Source organism: Microvirga sp. GN3 (assembly GCF_055792825.1).
The window spans coordinates 55,845-75,045 of the sequence record NZ_JBVVAK010000013.1; the positions used below are offsets into that span (position 1 = coordinate 55,845).

The window sequence follows — 19,201 nt, forward strand, 5'->3', positions numbered from 1 at the left end:
CTTTGACATCGTGTCTTGAACATTGGCTCCCGCCCACGGGCGGGAGCCACAACCCCTCATGCTGCGAGCGCTGATTTAAACAAATACGGTGCGCCCGCAGCTTCTGCGATCTCTCGCACTTTCAGTTTCAATGTCTCGGGGATCGGAATGCCCGTGACGAGACGCTCCTCTCGGGCGGCCCATTCCGGCTCACCCGGTACCAGAACCGGCTCGTCGTCGCGCCTCGGCTTCGTGGCGTGCAGAGTGTCGATGACGACCTCCACATCGGATTGAAATTCATCGAAGGGCCGGAAGGCGGCCGGATTCAGGGCCATGAAGAAATGGCCGATATTGTCGGGATCCGACGGCTTCTGCGTCCGGTTCCGGACCGGCGAGAATGACGCGCCGGACAAACTCCCTGACAGGATCTGCGCGATCAGGCCAAGTCCATATCCTTTATGCCCGCCCATGTTGCTGCCATCGCCGCCGATGGGCGCGAGGCCGCCTTCGTGATCTTCAAAGATTTGACGGAAGGCCTGGCCGGAATCGGTGACAGGATGCCCCTGGCCGTCGATCACCCATCCGGCGGGAAGCTCCTTTTCCTGCAGAGCATAAACCTTCACCTTGTTGGCCGCGACGACGCTGGTGGAGATATCGACGCAAATGTTCGGATGTGATCCTGCCGGCACCGCGACCGCGATTGGATTGGTGCCGAGCACGCGCTCGACCCCGTTCGTCGGCACCACCGAGATCACGCGGGTCGTGGAGGATACGACACCGATCAATCCGCGCTCGGCGGCCATCGTTGCGTAGTAACCGGCAGCGCCAAAATGGTGCGAGTTGAAGATGGAGACGACGCCGACATCGTGCGCCAGCGTCTTCTCGATCGCGAGATTCATGCCCATCAGGGCGGCGGGATGCCCCAATCCGGCGCCGCCATCGATCAACGCCGTGCTCGCGCTCTGCCGAACGATCTTCGGTTCGGCCTGCAACTGCAATTGGCCGGCCTTCTGCATCTGCGCATATTGGGTGAGCATCGAGATGCCGTGCGAGTCGATGCCGCGTAGATCGGTTTCGACCATCACCTCGGCGGTCAGGCGAAGCTTTTCCTCGCTCATGCCCCAGGCCCGCAGGATCGCCTCGATCTGGGCGCGAATCACATCCGCCGAGAAATTCTCGCTCGCGATCATAGCGTGTTCTCTTAGGTTCCTTTGGCTGCTCCAATCTGCGGAGCAGGTGGGGAGGCGGCTGATGCCACCTCCCGTCTTTCGTTAGGCGGCAATCGCCTGCGCCGGATCGAGCAGCTTGGAGACGCTGACCATCTGACCCGTCTTCGAGCTCTGCAGCGCCGCAATGCCGCATAGCACCGACATGGCGCCGGCGCGCGAACCCGCTCGCTGCTTCAGCGGGTCGGGCGTGCCCGGCTTGAAGAGCATGTCCTGCAGCTTCGGATCGCCGCCGAAATGGCCGCCTGGCTCGTGCGGCACCTGGATAGTCTCGACGCCGCCGAAGTTTCTGACGAGCTGGATCTCGTCGTGTTCCGGCGTCTCCCAGGGCTGGCGCTCGTATTGGCGCATCTGGATGCGGCCCTTGGTGCCGTCGAAGGCGATGAAATGGCCTTCGATCGGCATGTAGGTGTTCACCGAGTAGGTAACCTGCACGCCCTTCTTGTAGCGGATCATGGCCGACATCGTGTCGGGGATGTTGATCTCCTCACGGAACACGCAAGCATCGCGCACATAACCGTCCTCCCGGGACGGATCCTCATAGAGAGCCTCGAGCCAGGGATCTTTGCTGATGTCCATGTAGTAATCGCAGTAGCTGGCATGCTCGCAGGTCTTGCAGCGCTCGCCGCGGAAGGGACCGACCTTGCCGTATTTGCGCAGGCTGGCGAAGGCGAAGACATGCTCCGGATCGTCGTCCAGATACCAGTTCATCAGGTCGAAATGGTGGGTGCTCTTGTGCACGAAGAGGCTGCCGGAATTCTCCTCCACCGCGTGCCAGCGGCGGAAGTAGTCGGCACCATGCTTATTGTCGAGAAACCAGTGGAAATCGATGGAGGTGACATCGCCGATTACTCCGGAATTCAGCAGTTCCTTGATCTTGCGGACGGTCGGAGCGTAGCGGTAGTTGAAGGTCACGTCGACGCGGCGTCCCGTGCGCTTTTCGGCATCGAGGATGCGCCGCACCTTCTCGGCCGTGGTGGTCATCGGCTTCTCGGTGATGACGTCCACCCCGGCCTCAAGCGCCCGCACGATCATCTCGTCGTGATTCGAATCACGGGTGCAGACGATGACCTGGTCCGGCTTGACCGTCGCGATCATCTCCTGGGCATCGGCATAAATGGGGGCATCGATTCCCAGAAAGCCCCGGGCCCGCTCGGCGCGAAGGCGATTCTTGTCGCAGAGGGCGACGATTTCGACGTAGTCGCTGTAGTCCTTGACCACGTTGACCCCCCACATGCCCGTGCCGCGATGGCCGGTGCCGATGAGGGCGATGCGTTTCCTGCTTGAGCGATCCATTACCTTGGGTTCTCCTGCTGCTTCGCTCTTTTAGGTGCTTGAGCGTTGAAATTTGTCAGACAAATAAGGGTTTCGGCCATCGACGAACCATCAGCGGGGCTCGGTCCTCGGTGTGGTTGTCTCTTGGAAAGCTTCTTTATGAGAGCTTAGATCGCCAAATTACATCATACAACTGGTTGACATACAACCACTCTAAATTTTAGCTTCATGTCGGACGGCGACATAAGAAAACCGCTTCCGTAACGTATGGCATGAGGGGACCGAAACCTCGACGGTACGGATGCCAAAGAAAAAGAGCTGTCGTCGAGAGAGGCAACACATTCGGGCGACCGTCGAAGCGGCGCCTAAGAGGGAGAAACGCCACATGACTCACGACCTTAACCGTAGGACTTTGCTGAAGGCGGCCCTTGGGTCCGCCGGCCTCAGCGCTTTCGGAAGCCTTCCGGCTTTCGCGCAGGATGCCCGCATTCGCCTGTATTGGTGGGGCTCGAAGGAGCGCTCTGATCGCACCCTGAAGGCGGTTTCGCTGTATCAGGAGCGGAACCCAAGCGTGAAGATCGACGGTGAGACCCTAGCCTGGGGCGATTACTGGCCGCGGCTCGCCACGCAGGCTGCCGGCCGCAACGCGCCGGACCTGATCCAGATGGATTACCGTTATGTGGCGGAATATGCCCGCCGCGGCGCGCTGCTGCCGCTCGACGAGTTTTTCGGCAAGTCGCTCGATATCGGCGATTTCGACAAGGCTTCCCTCGACAGCTGCAAGGTCGACGGCAAGCTCTACGGCATCAATATCGGCAACAACTCGAACGCCATGATCTACAACAAGGCCGCATTCCAGAAGGCTGGTGTGGCCGAGCCGATCGACGTGACCTGGGACAAGTTCTTCGAACTCGCGGCTGCGGTCACAAAAGCGCATAACGGCGAGTATTTCGGCTCGTCCGATGCCAGCGGGGAAGAGCCGGCTTTCGAGAACTGGCTCCGGCAGCGCGGCAAGGCGCTGTTTACCGAGGACGGCAAGCTTGGCCTTACGGAAAAGGATGCGGCAGACTGGTTCGCCATGTGGGCCAAGGCGCGCGAAGCCAAGGCCTGCCCGCCGGCCGATCTCCAGGCGCTCGACAAGAACAATATCGAGACGAACCTGCTCACGCAGGGTCGTGCAGCCTGCGCGTTCAACCACTCGAATCAGTATGTCGGCTACCAAGTGCTCAACAAGAACCCGCTCGGCATCACCATGTATCCGCAGGGCGCAGGCCCGAATCCCGGCCATTATCTCAAGCCGTCGATGATGTGGAGCATCTATGCCCGCAGCAAGGTGGCCGAGCCGGCGGTGAAATTCGCGAACTTCACCGTGAAGGACGTGGATGGCGCGAAGGCTCTCGGCGTGGAGCGCGGCGTTCCGGCCTCGCCGAAGATCCGCGACGCGGTGTCGGCGGATCTCGACGCCCAGGGCAAGCTCGTCGTGGACTTCATCTCCCACGTCACGCCGAAGGTCGGGCCGATCCCGCCTGCTCCGCCGAAGGGCGCCGGCGAGATCCAGACCATGCTGCGCCGCATCTCCGAGCAGGTCGGTTTCGGACGCGTGTCCACGGCCGATGGCGGCAAGCAATATGTCAGCGAAGCACAGGCCATTCTGAGCCGCGCCTGACGTTAGCGCTTTTTGACTCACCAGGCCGACCCAGCCGAACCGGGTCGGCCTGTCCGTCTATCATGACATTGCTGTGAGCCATACTCTATGACAACAACTGCTCAAATTCCTTTGACGATCATCGAGCCGGAGAAGCGCAGCAAGCGTCGGGGAGGATTTTCCCGTGCGCTCGTTTCCTACTCCTTCCTGGCACCCTGGCTCATCGGCTTTCTCGGACTGACCCTCGGCCCGACACTGGCATCCCTTTATCTGTCCTTTACCAATTTCGACCTGCTGCAGGATCCGCAATTCATCGGAACCGCCAATTATCAGCGCATCATGACCAATGATGCGAAGTTCTGGCATTCCATGCAGGTGACGTTCGCCTATGTCATCATGGCCGTTCCGCTAAAGCTCGCCTTCGCGCTCAGTCTCGCCATGGTGCTCAACCGCGGCATCGCCGGATTGCCCCTCTATCGCGCCCTGTTCTATTTGCCCTCGCTTCTCGGCGCGAGCGTCGCCATCGCGGTGCTGTGGCGCCAGCTCTTCGCCAAGGACGGTCTCGTCAACGTGGCGCTGGCTCTCTTCGGTATCGAGGGTCCGAGCTGGATCTCCGACCCGAACTACTCCCTCTACACCCTGGTGCTGCTCAGCATCTGGCAGTTCGGCTCGCCGATGATCATCTTCCTCGCCGGCCTGCGCCAGATCCCGCCGGACGTATACGAGGCCGCCAGCATCGACGGCGCCAACAAGGTGCAGCAGTTCATCAAGATCACCCTTCCGCTGCTCACGCCGGTGATCTTCTTCAACGGCATCGTGCAGACCATCGATGCGTTCAAGGCCTTCACCCCGGCCTTCATCATCAGCGAGGGTACGGGCGGTCCGATCGACTCGACGCTCTTCTACACCCTGTACCTGTACCAGGAAGGCTTCGCCTATTTCCGCATGGGATACGCGTCGGCTTTGGCATGGATCCTTCTGATCATCATCGCCTGCTTCACCGCCTTCTCGTTCCTCACCTCTCGTTACTGGGTCCATTACAATGATTGATGCAGCAACAGCCGGAACGACGCAGAATGTCAGCGGAGCCCGCTCGCTTCTGTACCACGTGATTCTGTGCGGCGTGTCGCTGCTCATGCTCTATCCGCTCCTGTGGATGCTCGCGAGCAGCTTCAAGCCGGACGACGAGATCTTCGGCAACGCCTCGCTCTGGCCGGACACCTTCACCATCGATGCCTATATCCGTGGCTGGTCCGGACTGACCGTCAGCTTCGGGACCTTCTTCTGGAACTCGCTGGTGATTTCGGTCTTGAGCGTGATCGGCAACGTGGTCTCCTGCTCGCTGGCGGCCTATGCCTTCGCGCGCTTAAGATTCCCGCTGAAGAACTTCTGGTTCGCGCTCATGCTCGGCACGCTGATGCTGCCCTATCACGTGACGCTCATCCCGCAATACGTGCTGTTCCTCAACCTCGACTGGGTGAACACCTTCTTGCCGCTGGTGGTGCCCAAGTTCCTGGCCGCGGACGCCTTCTTCATCTTCCTGCTCTACCAGTTCTTCCGCGGTATTCCGCGCGAGCTCGATGAGGCGGCGATCATCGATGGAGCCGGGCCCTGGCGCATCTTCTGGAGCGTCATGCTGCCCCTGTCGATGCCGGCGCTGGCCACGGCCGCGATCTTCACCTTCATCTGGACCTGGGACGACTTCTTCGGCCCGCTCATCTATCTGAACGATGCGAGCCAATACACGGTCCAGCTCGGTCTGCGCACCTTCGTGGACTCGACGGGTAAGTCCGATTGGAGCGCGCTGTTCGCCATGTCCGTGGTCGCCCTGATCCCGGTCCTGCTGTTCTTCGTGGTCTTCCAGCGCCTGCTGATCGAAGGCATCGCGACCACTGGTCTGAAAGGTTAAGGACAAGCGAATGTCAACATCCGGAATTCGCTTCGCCGTCATCGGCATCAATCACAACCACATCCTCGGCCAGGTTGATGCCCTTCTCGGCGCCGGCGGCGAGTTCGTGTCCTTCTTTGCCAAGGAGGACGACCTCGTCGCTCCCTTCGCAGAGCGCTACCCGCAGGCCCGGCGCGCCGACGACGCGCGCCGGATCCTGAAGGACGACAGCATCGCCGTCGTTCTCAGTGCCGCGATCCCCAAGGACCGCGCGCGCATCGGCATCGAAGCGATGCGCCACGGAAAGGACTACATGGTCGACAAGCCGGGCATGATCACGCTCGACGAACTGGCAGAAGTACGCCGGGTGCAGAAGGAGACCGGGCGCATCTACTCGATCTTCTATTCCGAGCATTTCAGCAGCCGCGTCACCGACAAGGCCGGCGAGCTGATCCGTTCTGGTGCTATCGGCAAGGTCATGAATACCCTGGGCCTAGGCCCGCACCGCCTGAACGCACCTATCCGCCCGTCCTGGTTCTTCGAGCGCGAGGCCTATGGCGGGATCCTGACCGATATCGCGTCCCATCAATGCGAGCAGTTCCTGTTCTACACAGGCGCGAAGGATGCCGAGGTCACCTATGCGATGGTGGCCAACCGCAATAATCCTCACACGCCGGGTCTGCAGGATTTCGGCGAGATGACACTCAGGACGCCTGACGCCACCGGTTATATCCGCGTCGACTGGTTCACGCCGGATGGTCTGCCGATCTGGGGCGACGGACGCGTCATGGTCGTCGGCACCGAGGGCACTATCGAGATGCGCAAGTACATCGATATCGCCGGTCGCGAGGGCAAGGATCACCTCTTCCTCGTGGACAAGACGGGCATGCGTCATCTCGACTGCTCCAACGAGGACCTGCCTTACGGGCGCAACTTCCTCAACGATGTTCGCGACCGCACCGAAACCGCCATGAGCCAGGAACATTGCTTCAAGGCCATGGAACTGACTCTCAAGGCGCAGGCGCTGGCGGAAGCCGCGTTAGCCGGGCAGGGGACCCGCTGATGCTCGACTTCCGCCTGCTCAAGGATGTTCGCTGCGGAGTTGGTGAAAGCCCCGTCTGGGACGACCGCCGTGAGGTTCTGTTCTTCATCGATATCAAGGCTCCGGCCATCCACTCGATCCGGCTCGACGGCACGGAGCATCGCACCTGGACGATGCCGCGGGTCGTCGGCTCCATTGGGCTCGGTGCCAGCGGCCGCTTGGTCGTGGCGCTGGAGCGCACGATCGCCGTCTTCGATCCGGAGAGTGAAAGCCTCAGCATCATCGCGGAGGTTCCGGGCGAGCCAACCTGGCACCGTCTGAACGACGGAAAGGTGGGGCCGGACGGTGCCTTCTGGGTCGGCTCGATGGATGACCGTCCGCAGAAGGAGCCGCGGGGCTCCCTCTATCGCGTCGATGGGCGCGGTCAGGTAACACGTGTCCTTGAGCATATATGCCTCGTCTCGAACGGACTGGCATGGTCCGCCGACGGACGCACCATGTTCCATTCGGATTCCCGCGGTCCCTGGATCGACCGCTATGATTTCGAAGCTTCGTCAGGTCGCCTCGCGAACCGGGCTCGGATCGCCACGCTCGATGAAGCCACCGGCCGGCCGGATGGCGGGGCCTGCGATGCAGAGGGATTTTACTGGAGTTGCGGCGTGTCAGCCGGGCGTCTGAACCGCATCACGCGGGACGGGGAGATCGTTTCGTCTCATCCCGTTCCGGTGCCGGCCCCTACCATGCCGTGCTTCTGCGGTGACGATCTGAAGACTCTGGTCATCACGTCCCTCAAGCCGGACAATCCCGATGTGCTGGCCTCCGCCCCGCAATCCGGCAGCCTCTTCATCGCGTCTTCCCCGGTGGCCGGGGTACGGATCGAGCGTTGGGCGGACGCCTGACGGTTGCCGTCCCGGTGCTGTCCTGGGGATTCCGACGGATTTTCTCGATTAGTCTCGCCGGCCGAAACGGTATGATTCATCATATATCGTATAAATAAGCCTCTCGCCATCAGCACTGCGAACCAGCCATGACCACGAAACGAATTCTGCTCACCGGAGCCGCCGGCCTTCTCGGAGGCCTTCTGCGCCGCTCCTTCGCTGGACAGTTCCAGTTGCTGCGGCTTTCCGACATTGTCCCTTTGGGGACGGCGGGGGAGGGCGAGGAGATCGTCGCCTGCGATCTTGCCGACGCTGCTGCCGTCGAAGCCATGTGCCGGGGGGTGGATGCCATCATCCACCTCGGCGGCATCCCGTATGAAACCGAATGGCCCGAACTGCTCCGGTCCAACATCATCGGCACTATCAATCTGTATGAGGGTGCGAGGCGCGCAAGCGTCGACCGTGTGATCTTCGCGAGCAGCAATCATGCCACCGGCATGCACCCGAACGACAGAGTGCTTTCGGGCGAAAGCCCTGCCCGACCCGATTCGAGGTACGGGTTGACGAAAGCCTTCGGGGAGGATGTGGCGGCGCTTTATGCCTACAAGCATGGCATCCGCAGCTTTTGCCTGAGGATCGGTTCGTGCTTGCCCAAGCCGGACAACCAAAGGGCTTTGTCCACGTGGTTATCCCAGGACGATTTCGTGCGTCTGATCCAGGTGGGTTTGAGTGCCGATTACGTGCACGAAATCGTCTATGGCGTCTCCAAAAACACCCGTTCCTGGTGGGACAATTCCGCAGCCTACCGTCTCGGCTACGAGCCGCAGGACAATGCAGAGGTCTATGCGGCGGACGTCGGGGATATCGAGCTCAAGACGGAGCTCGCCCGCCAATACCAAGGCGGAAATTTCGTGTCGGATGAATTCGAAGGCCGGAAGGAATGGCTAGGCTGAGGTTCCGTTGAGCGTGTAACGGACTGGCTCAACGGGCTGAACAAAAATAAAAGCCCGGGGTGCACTGCAAGCACCCCGGGTTTTTCATGAGGTGATGACTAAGCCCGAGCAGCATATCGCAGGATGTCCGCGCCTTTATTTGCGAGGCTCCAGTTCGCGTAACGCGGATGGTCGGAGCCGACCTGAACGGGCTGCGGACGCTCGGTCTCGATGGACTGATAGAAGGCGCTCAACAGTTCCAGCGAGCGGCGCGCATCGGCCAGGGTGATGGGAAGTTCTCCGCCTGTGACAAGCGCCTGGTGATAGGGCGCGAACAATCCCTCGAAACGCGTCGGAACAAAATTCCATCCTTCGAAGGCCTGGTCGATTTGGGTCTGCACCTCGGGAGAGGCTGGAATAATCTTCCACGGATCGTCGCCGGGGGCGTAAGGCTTCTGGCAGCTCTCGAAGGTCACGTTCTCAAAGCAGAAGCGCAGGCGGCTGATCTCGTCCTGCGAGCCCAATGTTGCGGCTGTGGAGGCTAAGGCCCCGTTCTGCATCTCCAGGCTGCCGACGACGCAATCCTCCACCTCGATGTTGTTCACGCGGGTGGCGGCGCGCGCGAACACGGATTTCACCGGGCCCATGACGAAGGTGAGAAGGTCATGCAGGTGGATCGCGTGGGTGACGAGAACGCCGCCAAGCTCGGTTTCCCAGCGCCCGCGCCAAGGGTTGTCATAGTACTTCGCGGTGCGCTTCCAGAACACCTCGACGGAAGCGAGATAGGGCTTTCCGGCAATGCCCTTGTCGATGATGTGCTTGGCCTTCATGATGCCGTTGCCGTAGCGATACTGGAAGATCGGCAGAACTCGGCCTTTGGATTGCTTCTCGGCCTGGATTACCTTATCCACATCGGCCACGGAGCCCACGAGCGGCTTCTCGCAGACGACGTTCTTGCCGGCGGCGAGAGCCGCCAGGATCTGCTCGAGATGGACTGCCGGGGGGGTGCAGACATCGACGACGTCCACATCGTCCATCCGGAGAATCTCGGCGTAATCCTTGGTCCGACGCTCGATGCCGAACTCATTGCCGATGCTCGCCAGACGCTCGTCATTGAGATCGCAGATGGCGACCACGCGGAACTTGTCCGGATGAGCCGCATAGGATTCGATGTGAGTGCGGCCGATTCCGCAGCCAACGACCGCAACATTCTTGATCATGAGCGCTTTTCTCCCTTCGCTCCGAGCCGTGCAGGCTGTTCAGAGCTTGACGATGCAAATCCGGTTCCTGTGTGTGACGACAGACGATCCGCAAACGGATGGCAGCGACTCATCGTGGCTGAGCGTCAGGAGCCGTAATCTTCGCGATGCAACGGCACTCCGGCTTGCATGTCAAGATTTGTCGTGCAACATGATATGTGCTTAACTTGATCAAGTTGTAGAAACACCTACGATAGCGTAGCCATATCAAGGTTCTGGCAGGGCACCCTGAGAGTGCCGAGAACGCACAAAGTTTTGGAGGAAGCCCCGTGGCCTCAGTCGAGATCCGCAACATCCGTAAGAATTTCGGAACGGTTCCGGTCATTCATGGCGTATCGATAGACATCCAGGACGGGGAGTTCGTCATCCTCGTCGGGCCGTCGGGATGCGGCAAATCCACCCTCCTGCGCATGATCGCCGGGCTGGAGAACATCTCCGGCGGCGAGCTGCGGATCGGGCCGAAGGTGGTCAACGACGTTCCGCCCAAGGAGCGCGACATCGCCATGGTGTTCCAGAACTATGCGCTCTACCCGCATATGACGGTGGCCGACAACATGGCCTTCTCGCTCAAGCTGAAGCGGGCGCCCAAGACCGAGATCAAGGCCCGGGTCGACCGCGCCGCCGAGATCCTTGGGCTCGGCAAGCTGCTCGACCGCTATCCGCGTCAGCTCTCCGGCGGCCAGCGCCAGCGCGTGGCCATGGGCCGTGCCATTGTGCGCGATCCGCAGGTCTTCCTGTTCGACGAACCGCTCTCCAATCTCGACGCCAAGCTGCGCGTCGCCATGCGCACCGAGATCAAGGCCCTGCACCAGCGTCTCAAGACCACCACCATCTACGTGACCCACGACCAGATCGAAGCCATGACCATGGCCGACAAGATCGTGGTGATGCACGATGGCGTGGTCGAGCAGGTCGGCGCACCGCTCGAGCTCTATGACAGTCCGGCCAACCTGTTCGTTGCCGGCTTCATCGGCTCCCCGGCCATGAACTTCCTCAAAGGTCACCTGCAGGGCGGCCGCTTCGTCACCGAGAGCGGCATCACCCTGCCGGTCGCCCATGCGCCGGCCGCCTCGGACGGACAGCCGATCATTTACGGCATCCGGCCGGAGCATTTCATCCTGGACGAGGCCAATGGCTTGCCGGCGGAAGTGGCCGTCGTCGAGCCGACGGGATCGGAGACGCAGGTCTTCGCCAAGCTCGGGGGCACCGATATCGTCGGCGTGTTCCGCGAGCGCGTCGATGCCCAACCGGGCCAGCAGATCCGCGTCACGCCGGATCCGAAGCTGGTGCATCTGTTCGACGAGCAGACCGGTAAGCGCCTCTGATCACAAGTCACTTGATGGCGGCCCGCATCTGCGAGGCCGCCTTTTTTGTGAGACCGGCAGCGCTGTCATTGCTGGGTTGAAATGGCAGCCCTGGATGGCGGTCGAACGCCGTTGTATGCCCCAGCCTGATGAACTCACAGAGTTGGGAGGCGGTCATAGACGTCCTGGTAATTGGCGCAGGAGTCGTCGGGCTTGCCGTCGCGCGCGCTCTCGGCCTTCGCGGTCATAGCGTGATCGTGGCCGAGGCGACCGGCGGCATCGGCAATGGCGTTTCCTCGCGCAACAGTGAAGTGATCCATGCCGGGATGTACTATCCCTCCGGCTCCTTGCGTGCACGTCACTGTGTCAACGGACGACGGATGCTCTACGCCTTCTGCGAGAACCACGGCGTGCCTCATGCCAAGTGCGGCAAGCTCATCGTCGCTACCAATGATCTCGAGCAGGCCAAGATCGAGGGCATCTACGAGCAGGGGTTGGCGAATGGCGTCGAGGGGCTCGCCTACCTGACGGGTGAGGAAGCGCGAGCCCTGGAACCGAACCTTGCCTGCACGGGTGCCGTGCTGTCGCAGGAGACCGGGATCGTCGACAGCCACGCGCTGATGCTGGCGCTGCAGGGCGATCTCGAAAACGCTGGCGGCGTGATTGCCTTTCATGCGCCGGTGGAGCGGATCATACGGAACGCACAAGGATGGAACGTTCAGGTCGGTGGAGCGGAGCCGGCTGAACTCACCGTCGATGCGGTGGTCAATGCGGCGGGGCTCGGCGCCCAGGCACTTGCCCGCGCGACGGAAGGCTATCCGGTCGGTCGCGTGCCGCCCCTGGTCCTCGCCAAGGGCAATTATTTCGGCTGTCTCGGCAAGCCCGCCTTCTCGCGTCTCATCTACCCCGCTCCCGTCGAAGGCGGCTTAGGCACTCATGTGACGCTCGATCTTGCCGGCCGCATGCGTTTCGGACCCGATGTGGAATGGATCGAGCGCGAGGAATACGAGGTCGATCCGCGTCGGGCAGAAAGCTTTTACGCCTCCATCCGCCGTTACTGGCCTGGGCTCCCCGATGGGTCACTTGTTCCTGACTATTCCGGCATTCGTCCCAAGCTCACCGGAGCAGGCGAGAAGGCTGCCGACTTCATGATCGATGGGCCGGCAGAGCATGGATTATCAGGGCTCGTGCATCTCTTCGGCATCGAGAGCCCGGGGCTGACCTCATGCCTTTCGATTGCCGAGGATGCGGCGGAGAGGTTGAGAGCTTGAAGACAAGCGTCATCCCGGACGGCGCAAGATGATGACGGCGATCAGCAGGACGTTGATGCCGCCCGTGATGCGGACCGGATTGTCCGGCGTCGGATCGGGACGGACGCGGCCTTCCTTCTTGTAGACGATGAGATCGATCGCGAAGAAGAGAGCGAGCAGGAGGACGCTGGCGAAGAGCGTTGCCGGCAGCAGGTGTGTGGTGGTCCAGAAGAAATCGACGCCGCGCAGGAAGCCGAGGAAGAGCGGCGGATCACCGAGGGGCTGAGCGAGCCGCCGGTCCCACCGGCTCGTTATAGAGTGCTTGCCGATGTTTTTATGAGACTAAGCATGCGCTCGCCAAGAGAAGAAGCATCGGAATTGACCCCAAAAGCGCATTCCGCTTTTGGGGTCAATTCCGATGCTCTGCCGTTAACCGGCTATTCACCATAAGTCAAAGATAGTACAACAGGGTTACAAAAACTGCCGCGTTAGGGGGCTGTCCAGCCGATGTGCCGCTTTCTCGCCTATCAGGGGGAGCCGATCTTCCTCGACGAACTCGTCTGCGCCCCGGCCCATTCTCTGGTCCATCAATCGCTTCACGCGGTGGAGGCCAAGACCGAGACGAACGGCGACGGATTCGGCATCGGCTGGTACGGGGAGCGCAGCGAGCCGGGGACCTATCGTGAGGTCCGCCCCGCCTGGTCGGACGAGAATTTGAGAAGCCTGTGCGAGCAGGTGCGATCGCGGCTCTTCTTCGCCCATGTGCGCGCTTCCACCGGCACCTCGACCACGCGGGCCAATTGCCATCCCTTCGCCCATGGCCGTTATCTCTTCATGCATAACGGCCAGATCGGCGGCTACGGGCGCATCAAGCGCCGGCTGGAAGCCCTGATCCCCGACGATCTCTACGACCGCCGCCTTGGCACCACGGATTCGGAGGTGATCTTCCTCCTCGCTCTCGCCAATGGATTGCCCGAGGAACCTGTCACCGCCATGGCGCGGACCCTCAAGCAGGTGCGCGGCCTGATGGATCAGGCGGGCATCGAGGAAGCCTTGCGCTTTACCGCCGCCTTCACCGATGGCGAGAACCTCTGGGCCTATCGCTGGGCCTGCGATGCGAAACCGCCGACCCTGTATTTCCGCGAGGATGACGGTAACCTGCTCGTGGTCTCCGAGCCCATCGACGACAAGACCAGAGGCTGGCGCGAGGTGCCGAAAGGTTGCAGCCTCGTCGCCAAGGCAGGCCATGTCACGGTGGAATGCCTGAATGAGGCCATGGGATGTCTGGCGGCCTGAAAGGGATGCCGGCCAGTGTTCACGAATTCAGGCTGTCGGCCGGCCGCGCGATCAGGGACATCAGCGCGCCCTTGAGCGCTTCCATCTGAAGTTCGGTCTCGGTTTGGGCTGACCCGGTATCCGGATTATTAAGGGCTCGTAACCGGGCATTCTCGCTGGTGAGCCGGTCATTCTCGGCCATGAGAATGGCAATCTTCTCTTCGGCGATCCGGAGACGGGCCTGAATTTCGTTCCGCTCCTGTTCGCGCAATTGTGCCCGGTCGCGCCAGAGACGGTTCGCAACGCTTTCAGTTTCCTCACTCATGGCCTGCTCCTGATCCTTCCATAAGATCTATAAGCAGAATGGAATAAATGAGGCGTGTATCAGTCCGATCCATATCTCGGAAGGGATCGGCACCAGCATATCGTGCGGACCTCCGGTTCCGCGCCCAACGATGTGCTCATCAAAGAAGGGAGCATCGGATGGATCCCAAAAGTACAGATCCACTTTTGGGTCCGATGCTCGAGCAGACGAAAGGCCCCTGTATGAGCAGGGGCCTTTCGCTGAAGTCATGATAGGTATGTCGATCAGATCACGAAGAAGTCGCTGTGGGAGAGGCTGAGGCTCTTGTTGAGCGTGCCGATCTTCACCTGGGCCTTGGCGCCGGTACCGTCCTGATCGTAATAGAGCGCGCCCGTTTTGTTGTCGTAGACGATCCGGTCCTCCCGGTCCTGCGCCTTGGCGCCCTTGATGAACATGTCGGAGGTGAACTTCTTCGGCTTCGAGGCCGAGCCGGAGCCGAGCTTGGTGAAGACCTTGTTGTCCAGGTAGATGCTGTCATCCCGCACGCTGAAGTCGAAGATCCTGTCCACATTCGTGCTGTTGTTCGCTTTGGTGTCGAACACGAAGGTGTCCTTGCCGGATCCCCCGCGCAGGATATCGTTGCCGAGGCCGCCATAGATCTTGTTGGCGCCGGTGTTGCCGGTGATCGTGTTGATCACGGCATTGCCTGTGAGAGAGACATTTGCGGCACCGGTGGCGTTCAGCCGCTCGATATCGGTGGTCGAGCCGAGCGCGAAGCTGACGAAGGTCTGAATTGTATCCGAACCGCCTCCCGCGACCTCGGTCACCACATCGTCTGCATTGTCGACGATGTAAGTGTCGTCTCCTTCCCGCCCGGCCATGCGGTCGGCGCCAGCGCCGCCATTGATGACGTTGCCCGCCGCCGTGCCGGTGATCGTGTTGACGAAGGCATTGCCCGTCAGATCGATCGATCCGCTGCCGGTGGTCGTGAGCACTTCCACTTCCATATTGGCGGTCAGCGTGAAGCTGATGCTGGTCCGAACAGTATCAGTGCCGGCACCCATAGCCTCGATAATTCTATCGAGAGCGTTGTCGACGATATAGGTATCATTGCCGCCGTTGCCCTGAAGAGTGTCGGCACCGGCATCGCCATCGATGAGGTTGCTGGCCATATTGCCGATGAGCACGTCGGTAAAGGCCGAGCCCCGCATGTTCTCGATGGAATTATAGGTGTCGCCTGCAGCCTCGCCGGTATTGACGAGAGGGGCGTCGAGGCTGGCCGTCACGCCCGAAGTCGCGCCGACATAGGAGACATAGTCGATGCCCTCGCCGCCATAGAGACCATCCGCGCCTTCGCCGCCGAGCAGGATGTCGTCGCCGGCATTGCCTTCCAGGTAATCGCGCCCGGCACCGCCAAGCAGCACGTTGGCGCTTCCGGTGCCGATCAGCGCATTGCTGCCGCCATCGCCACCGATATTGGGATTGTTGATCGTCGCGCGCGTGACCTTGAAGGTCGAGCGCGCCACGAGCGCATCGTGGTCGCTCACCTGCTGGTTGGCGTCGAACTCGGAGTTGATGCGCACGATGTCGAAGGCCTCCATGCGGGCTCGCAGGGCGGCCGAGACATAAATGTGGTCGAGAGACTGGGAATTGCCTTCGTAGATGTAATCGGTGCGGTTGCGCGGGTCAGCGATGAAGTCCTCGGCCATGTTCCAGAGCACCTGCTGGCCGCTGTTGATGGTGCCGTCGAGAGTCTTGAGCGGGTTGCTCCAGGAAAAGTCGTTGAGGTCGCCGAGAACGACGACATTTTGTGTAAGAGGATTTTCCAGAAGCTCATCTACATAGGCATTGATGATCTTCGCCTGCTCGATACGCTGGGCTTGGCTTCTAAGAACAGGGGGTTGAGTCGTGCCAAAGATTCCGCCGTCACCGCTCTTGGAGTTCAAATGGTTATTGATGAAGGTGTAGCGCTCGCCCTGAAAATCGAATTGTGCGACCAGTGGCTTGCGGCTGGCCTCGAATGCGTCGCCATCGACTGTAGGCTGATCGTCGACGATGCGTTTTAATGATCCCGCGACGAAATCCACCACATCATCGTTATAATGGAAGGCTTGACGGATATTACCACCGGTTTGTCCGCCATCTTTATTGTTCACGGGCTCCAGATAGGCGAACTTGTACTCTGGGCCGCCTGCGGCCTTGATGTAGTCCACCAGCTTCTGCAGAGTTTTGTGGGAAGATGTCACGCCATTGTCGACGGAGCCGGAGTCGTCCTGGACCTCCTGAAGGGCCAGCACAGCCGGCGCACCCAGGTTGTTGACGATTTGGTTGGCGACGGCAGCGAACTGGCCTCCATCGATATCGGCGTCGCCGTCATCATCGTTGATGTCGAGATTCTCTACGTTGTAGTTACCAAAGGTAAGGAAAAACTCGTTAGGCCTTGTGACGCTGGTGACCTCCGGTTGAAGGTTCGAGGTTTGTGTTACGACAGGCGTAGTGCTGATCAAGACCTCATAGTTGCTGAAGCCGTAGGACATGATACCGGTCTGTGCACCCAGCCGGGCACCGACATCGACCATCGGCATGTTGAGCGAATCGCGGATATTATCGAACTGAATCCGCTCCGGATTGAAGTCGCCTTCCTCTGATATCGAGAGCCCGCCACGGTCATTGAGGCTATCGGAGTCGTATGCTCCTTCGATAACCGTATAGACCTCGCCGAAGTTGTTAGGTGCGCCGACGACCCGTGTCGGCTCGACCGTTACGCGCATGCCTTCCAGAGCTTCGTAGAACGCGATTGCATTTGCAACTGTATCGGTCGGGGGCGTTATGCCGTTAGGCCCAATCAGAACGGCCTCAGGAAGCGCGTTGCCTCTGTCGATGAGACTGACGGTAACAGGAATTGTATCGCTGACTTTAGTGATTTGTGTCAGGCCATTAAATTCAGTGACCTTGCCATTAACGAAAACTTCGTCTCCCACCTCGAAGTTTGGTATCCAATCGGATCCCATGAACACAAAGATGCCGTCGGAAGTCGCCGTATTGCCGTCACCTGTTGCATCCTGGATATAGAAACCTCGGCTCTCGCCAATCATCTAGATGCCGGTGATGATACCAGTAGTCATGACCACTTGGTTATTTCTTGCAGCCGTCAGGCCAGAGCCCTGAATATCGTAAATCCGCACTGGATCATCGTTCATGATCGTCGTGGTCGCGGACGACTGTATGACTGTCACGCCGGGGGTGACATTTGACAGAACAACAGAGAATCGCTCGTTCAATTCGTATAGCTTGTCAGTACTAACCGTAACGGTAATGTCGTAGGTGGTTCGGGTTCCCGTAAAGGTAAAGCTTCCGCTGGTAGGCCCTGTGAAATCGTCAGTTGATGCCCAACCATCTTGACCAAGGCCTGCCAAGCTCCAGTCGAATGTAACGTCTTCACCCGGGTTGAAGCGCGTAACTGTGAATGTAACCGTTGTCGTACCGTCGCTGCCTTCGGTGATGGCCGTATCAGCTGAAATTCTAAGACTTTGGCCTGCTGGAAGCTCAAATGTTTGGCCGGTATTCACACCGCCTTTTGTCGCCGTACCGACAGCGCTAAAAGCGGTCCATAAATCGAAATCCTCCGAGTCATAGCCAACTCCCTGGCGCTGGAGCGACCCTGTGGACGAGCCGCCGCCATTTTCGAAAGCTCCGATATTTGTGCTGTCCATTCCAGCTGCAGCGCCGTCAGTGGCTTTAAAAGCTCCCTCATAACTCAAAAACTCGACGACGTTTCCGGCCGCGTCGATCAATGCGATTCCGTCGGGTCCGCCGTTCTGAATGAAATTCGTGCTGGGTGGGTCGATACCGATGAAACCAAAAGCGCTTTCAGACGGTCCTTGGATCGTACCAGTCAGGTCGAACGTATGGTAAACTTGACCATTGCTGCCATTGTAGAGCTGAATCTTCCAACCATTCAGATTGGTGCCCACAAAGCCTGCAATTTCGATAAATTCGTTCGGGTCATTTGCGGCACTATTATCGTAGTGAAACTCGTTGATCCAGACATTAGCCATGATAGGTCCTCGCGCTTCGTTCGCTTTTCCGGCTTCCGCGTGAAAGCATTTAGCCATGAAACGATGTATTGTTAAGATGTGCAAGTCCTACGGGCCGGAGATGACAGTCTTATGAAAGGCAAAGACTGCCCGGTGACTGGTCAATGTGAATTTTTGCAAGCAATTCGAGGCGCTTACCCGTCCAGCTCGGGGTAGCGGCGGAAAATCCCTTCCTCGTTGAAGGGGATGCGCCGGGGGCTTGCGAGATAAGCCTTGATGCGCGGCCTTTCCGATACGACATTGTGAAGGGCTGCCACATGGGGAGCGCCCTTCAGGGCCCGCTTCGTCGCCTTGGGGAAGGCGTAGGTCAGCCCTTCGACGACCTGGAACAGGGACAGATCGGCATAGGTGAGGGCGCGGCCGACGAGATGGCCGCCTTCAGGATTGCGGGTGAGGATGGTCTCGAACCAGTTCAGGAATTTCGGAATACGGCTGTCGCGGAATTCTTCCGAGCGCCGGAGCGCCTCCTCCTTCTGATCTTCGTAATAGAGGCCGGCCCCGACCGGATGATGCGTGTCATGTGCCTCGGCGACGAAATCGCCGATGGTGAGCTGGATCTGATGCGTCCAGAGCCCGCCTGCCGGATCCTTGGGGGCAAGCCCGTGTCGGGCACCAAGGTAAAGCAGGATCGCCGCCGTCTGGCCGATGATGGTCTCATCATCCTTCAGGAAGGGCGGCGCGAAAGGCGGTTGCTCCGCATCCTCCATCAGCCGCATCATGGCGGCCATCCCCTTGGGCTGTCGCGCCACGTCGACATAATCAGCCCCAGCCTCTTCGAGCGCCAGCCTCACGAACTCGCCGCGTCCCTGGATATTGGGCCAGTAGTAGAGTTCGTAAGGCATGAGGC

Annotated in this window: 17 protein-coding genes; 9 read left to right on the forward strand and 8 right to left on the reverse strand. The window is 60.1% G+C overall.

The genetic code is table 11. From position 1 onward, the window contains the following. Nucleotides 1-56: 56 nt before the first annotated feature. Together ACS5Q1_RS09105 and ACS5Q1_RS09110 are read right to left on the reverse strand one after the other, a co-directional pair. The gene (locus ACS5Q1_RS09105; RefSeq protein ID WP_473097848.1) at nt 57-1,169 is read right to left on the reverse strand and encodes an Ldh family oxidoreductase; all 1,113 of its coding nucleotides are present in this window, start codon (nt 1,167-1,169) and stop codon (nt 57-59) included. 81 nt (nt 1,170-1,250) lie between these two features. Continuing rightward, on the reverse strand, nt 1,251-2,501 hold the full coding sequence (locus ACS5Q1_RS09110) for a Gfo/Idh/MocA family protein (RefSeq protein ID WP_473097849.1): 1,251 nt from the start codon (nt 2,499-2,501) through the stop codon (nt 1,251-1,253). Nucleotides 2,502-2,865: 364 nt separating this feature from the next. On the opposite strand from ACS5Q1_RS09110, the gene ACS5Q1_RS09115 reads away from it, so the two are divergent. The 6 genes from ACS5Q1_RS09115 (at nt 2,866) to ACS5Q1_RS09140 (ending at nt 8,886) form a co-directional block, all read left to right on the forward strand. Further along, entirely contained in the window at nt 2,866-4,146 is a 1,281-nt protein-coding gene (locus ACS5Q1_RS09115) for an ABC transporter substrate-binding protein (RefSeq protein WP_473097850.1), read from the forward strand. A gap of 87 nt (nt 4,147-4,233) precedes the next feature. Then, nucleotides 4,234-5,175 carry a carbohydrate ABC transporter permease gene (locus tag ACS5Q1_RS09120; RefSeq protein ID WP_473097851.1) on the forward strand — a complete coding sequence of 314 codons (942 nt, stop codon included), beginning with the start codon at nt 4,234-4,236 and terminating at the stop codon, nt 5,173-5,175. After that, on the forward strand, nt 5,168-6,034 hold the full coding sequence (locus ACS5Q1_RS09125; protein ID WP_473097852.1) for a carbohydrate ABC transporter permease: 867 nt from the start codon (nt 5,168-5,170) through the stop codon (nt 6,032-6,034). The genes ACS5Q1_RS09120 and ACS5Q1_RS09125 overlap by 8 nt, the downstream gene beginning before the upstream one ends. Before the next feature lie 10 nt (nt 6,035-6,044). Beyond that, nucleotides 6,045-7,076: a Gfo/Idh/MocA family protein gene (locus tag ACS5Q1_RS09130; protein ID WP_473097853.1), complete on the forward strand. Its 1,032-nt coding sequence runs from the start codon at nt 6,045-6,047 to the stop codon at nt 7,074-7,076. Then, nucleotides 7,076-7,954, forward strand: a complete 879-nt coding sequence (locus tag ACS5Q1_RS09135; protein ID WP_473097854.1) for an SMP-30/gluconolactonase/LRE family protein — start codon at nt 7,076-7,078, stop codon at nt 7,952-7,954. The genes ACS5Q1_RS09130 and ACS5Q1_RS09135 overlap by 1 nt, the downstream gene beginning before the upstream one ends. A gap of 128 nt (nt 7,955-8,082) precedes the next feature. After that, the gene (locus ACS5Q1_RS09140) at nt 8,083-8,886 is read left to right on the forward strand and encodes an NAD-dependent epimerase/dehydratase family protein (RefSeq protein WP_473097855.1); all 804 of its coding nucleotides are present in this window, start codon (nt 8,083-8,085) and stop codon (nt 8,884-8,886) included. 98 nt (nt 8,887-8,984) lie between these two features. Here ACS5Q1_RS09140 and ACS5Q1_RS09145 read toward each other — a convergent pair whose 3' ends face one another. Beyond that, the gene (locus tag ACS5Q1_RS09145) at nt 8,985-10,085 is read right to left on the reverse strand and encodes a Gfo/Idh/MocA family protein (RefSeq protein ID WP_473097856.1); all 1,101 of its coding nucleotides are present in this window, start codon (nt 10,083-10,085) and stop codon (nt 8,985-8,987) included. Nucleotides 10,086-10,393: 308 nt separating this feature from the next. Between ACS5Q1_RS09145 and ACS5Q1_RS09150 the strand changes: the two genes are divergently transcribed. Both ACS5Q1_RS09150 and ACS5Q1_RS09155 read left to right on the forward strand, forming a co-directional pair. Then, nucleotides 10,394-11,449: an ABC transporter ATP-binding protein gene (locus tag ACS5Q1_RS09150; protein ID WP_473097857.1), complete on the forward strand. Its 1,056-nt coding sequence runs from the start codon at nt 10,394-10,396 to the stop codon at nt 11,447-11,449. Between the two features lie 155 nt (nt 11,450-11,604). Next, nucleotides 11,605-12,699, forward strand: a complete 1,095-nt coding sequence (locus ACS5Q1_RS09155; RefSeq protein WP_473097887.1) for an NAD(P)/FAD-dependent oxidoreductase — start codon at nt 11,605-11,607, stop codon at nt 12,697-12,699. Between the two features lie 9 nt (nt 12,700-12,708). Here ACS5Q1_RS09155 and ACS5Q1_RS09160 read toward each other — a convergent pair whose 3' ends face one another. Continuing rightward, nucleotides 12,709-13,008 (reverse strand): sodium:proton antiporter, encoded by a 300-nt coding sequence (locus tag ACS5Q1_RS09160; RefSeq protein ID WP_473097888.1) that lies wholly within the window; start codon nt 13,006-13,008, stop codon nt 12,709-12,711. A gap of 177 nt (nt 13,009-13,185) precedes the next feature. Between ACS5Q1_RS09160 and ACS5Q1_RS09165 the strand changes: the two genes are divergently transcribed. Next, nucleotides 13,186-13,974 (forward strand): class II glutamine amidotransferase, encoded by a 789-nt coding sequence (locus ACS5Q1_RS09165; RefSeq protein WP_473097858.1) that lies wholly within the window; start codon nt 13,186-13,188, stop codon nt 13,972-13,974. Between the two features lie 19 nt (nt 13,975-13,993). Here ACS5Q1_RS09165 and ACS5Q1_RS09170 read toward each other — a convergent pair whose 3' ends face one another. The 4 genes from ACS5Q1_RS09170 to ACS5Q1_RS09185 form a co-directional block, all read right to left on the reverse strand. Continuing rightward, on the reverse strand, nt 13,994-14,278 hold the full coding sequence (locus tag ACS5Q1_RS09170; protein WP_473097859.1) for a hypothetical protein: 285 nt from the start codon (nt 14,276-14,278) through the stop codon (nt 13,994-13,996). Nucleotides 14,279-14,541: 263 nt separating this feature from the next. Next, a complete protein-coding gene (locus ACS5Q1_RS09175; protein WP_473097860.1) occupies nt 14,542-17,238 on the reverse strand; it encodes an endonuclease/exonuclease/phosphatase family protein in 2,697 nt (898 codons plus the stop codon). Between the two features lie 114 nt (nt 17,239-17,352). Beyond that, nucleotides 17,353-18,315 (reverse strand): lamin tail domain-containing protein, encoded by a 963-nt coding sequence (locus tag ACS5Q1_RS09180; protein WP_473097861.1) that lies wholly within the window; start codon nt 18,313-18,315, stop codon nt 17,353-17,355. Between the two features lie 173 nt (nt 18,316-18,488). Next, complete coding sequence (locus ACS5Q1_RS09185; protein WP_473097862.1) at nt 18,489-19,196, reverse strand: glutathione S-transferase; 708 nt, start codon at nt 19,194-19,196, stop codon at nt 18,489-18,491. Between the last annotated feature and the right edge of the window lie 5 nt (nt 19,197-19,201).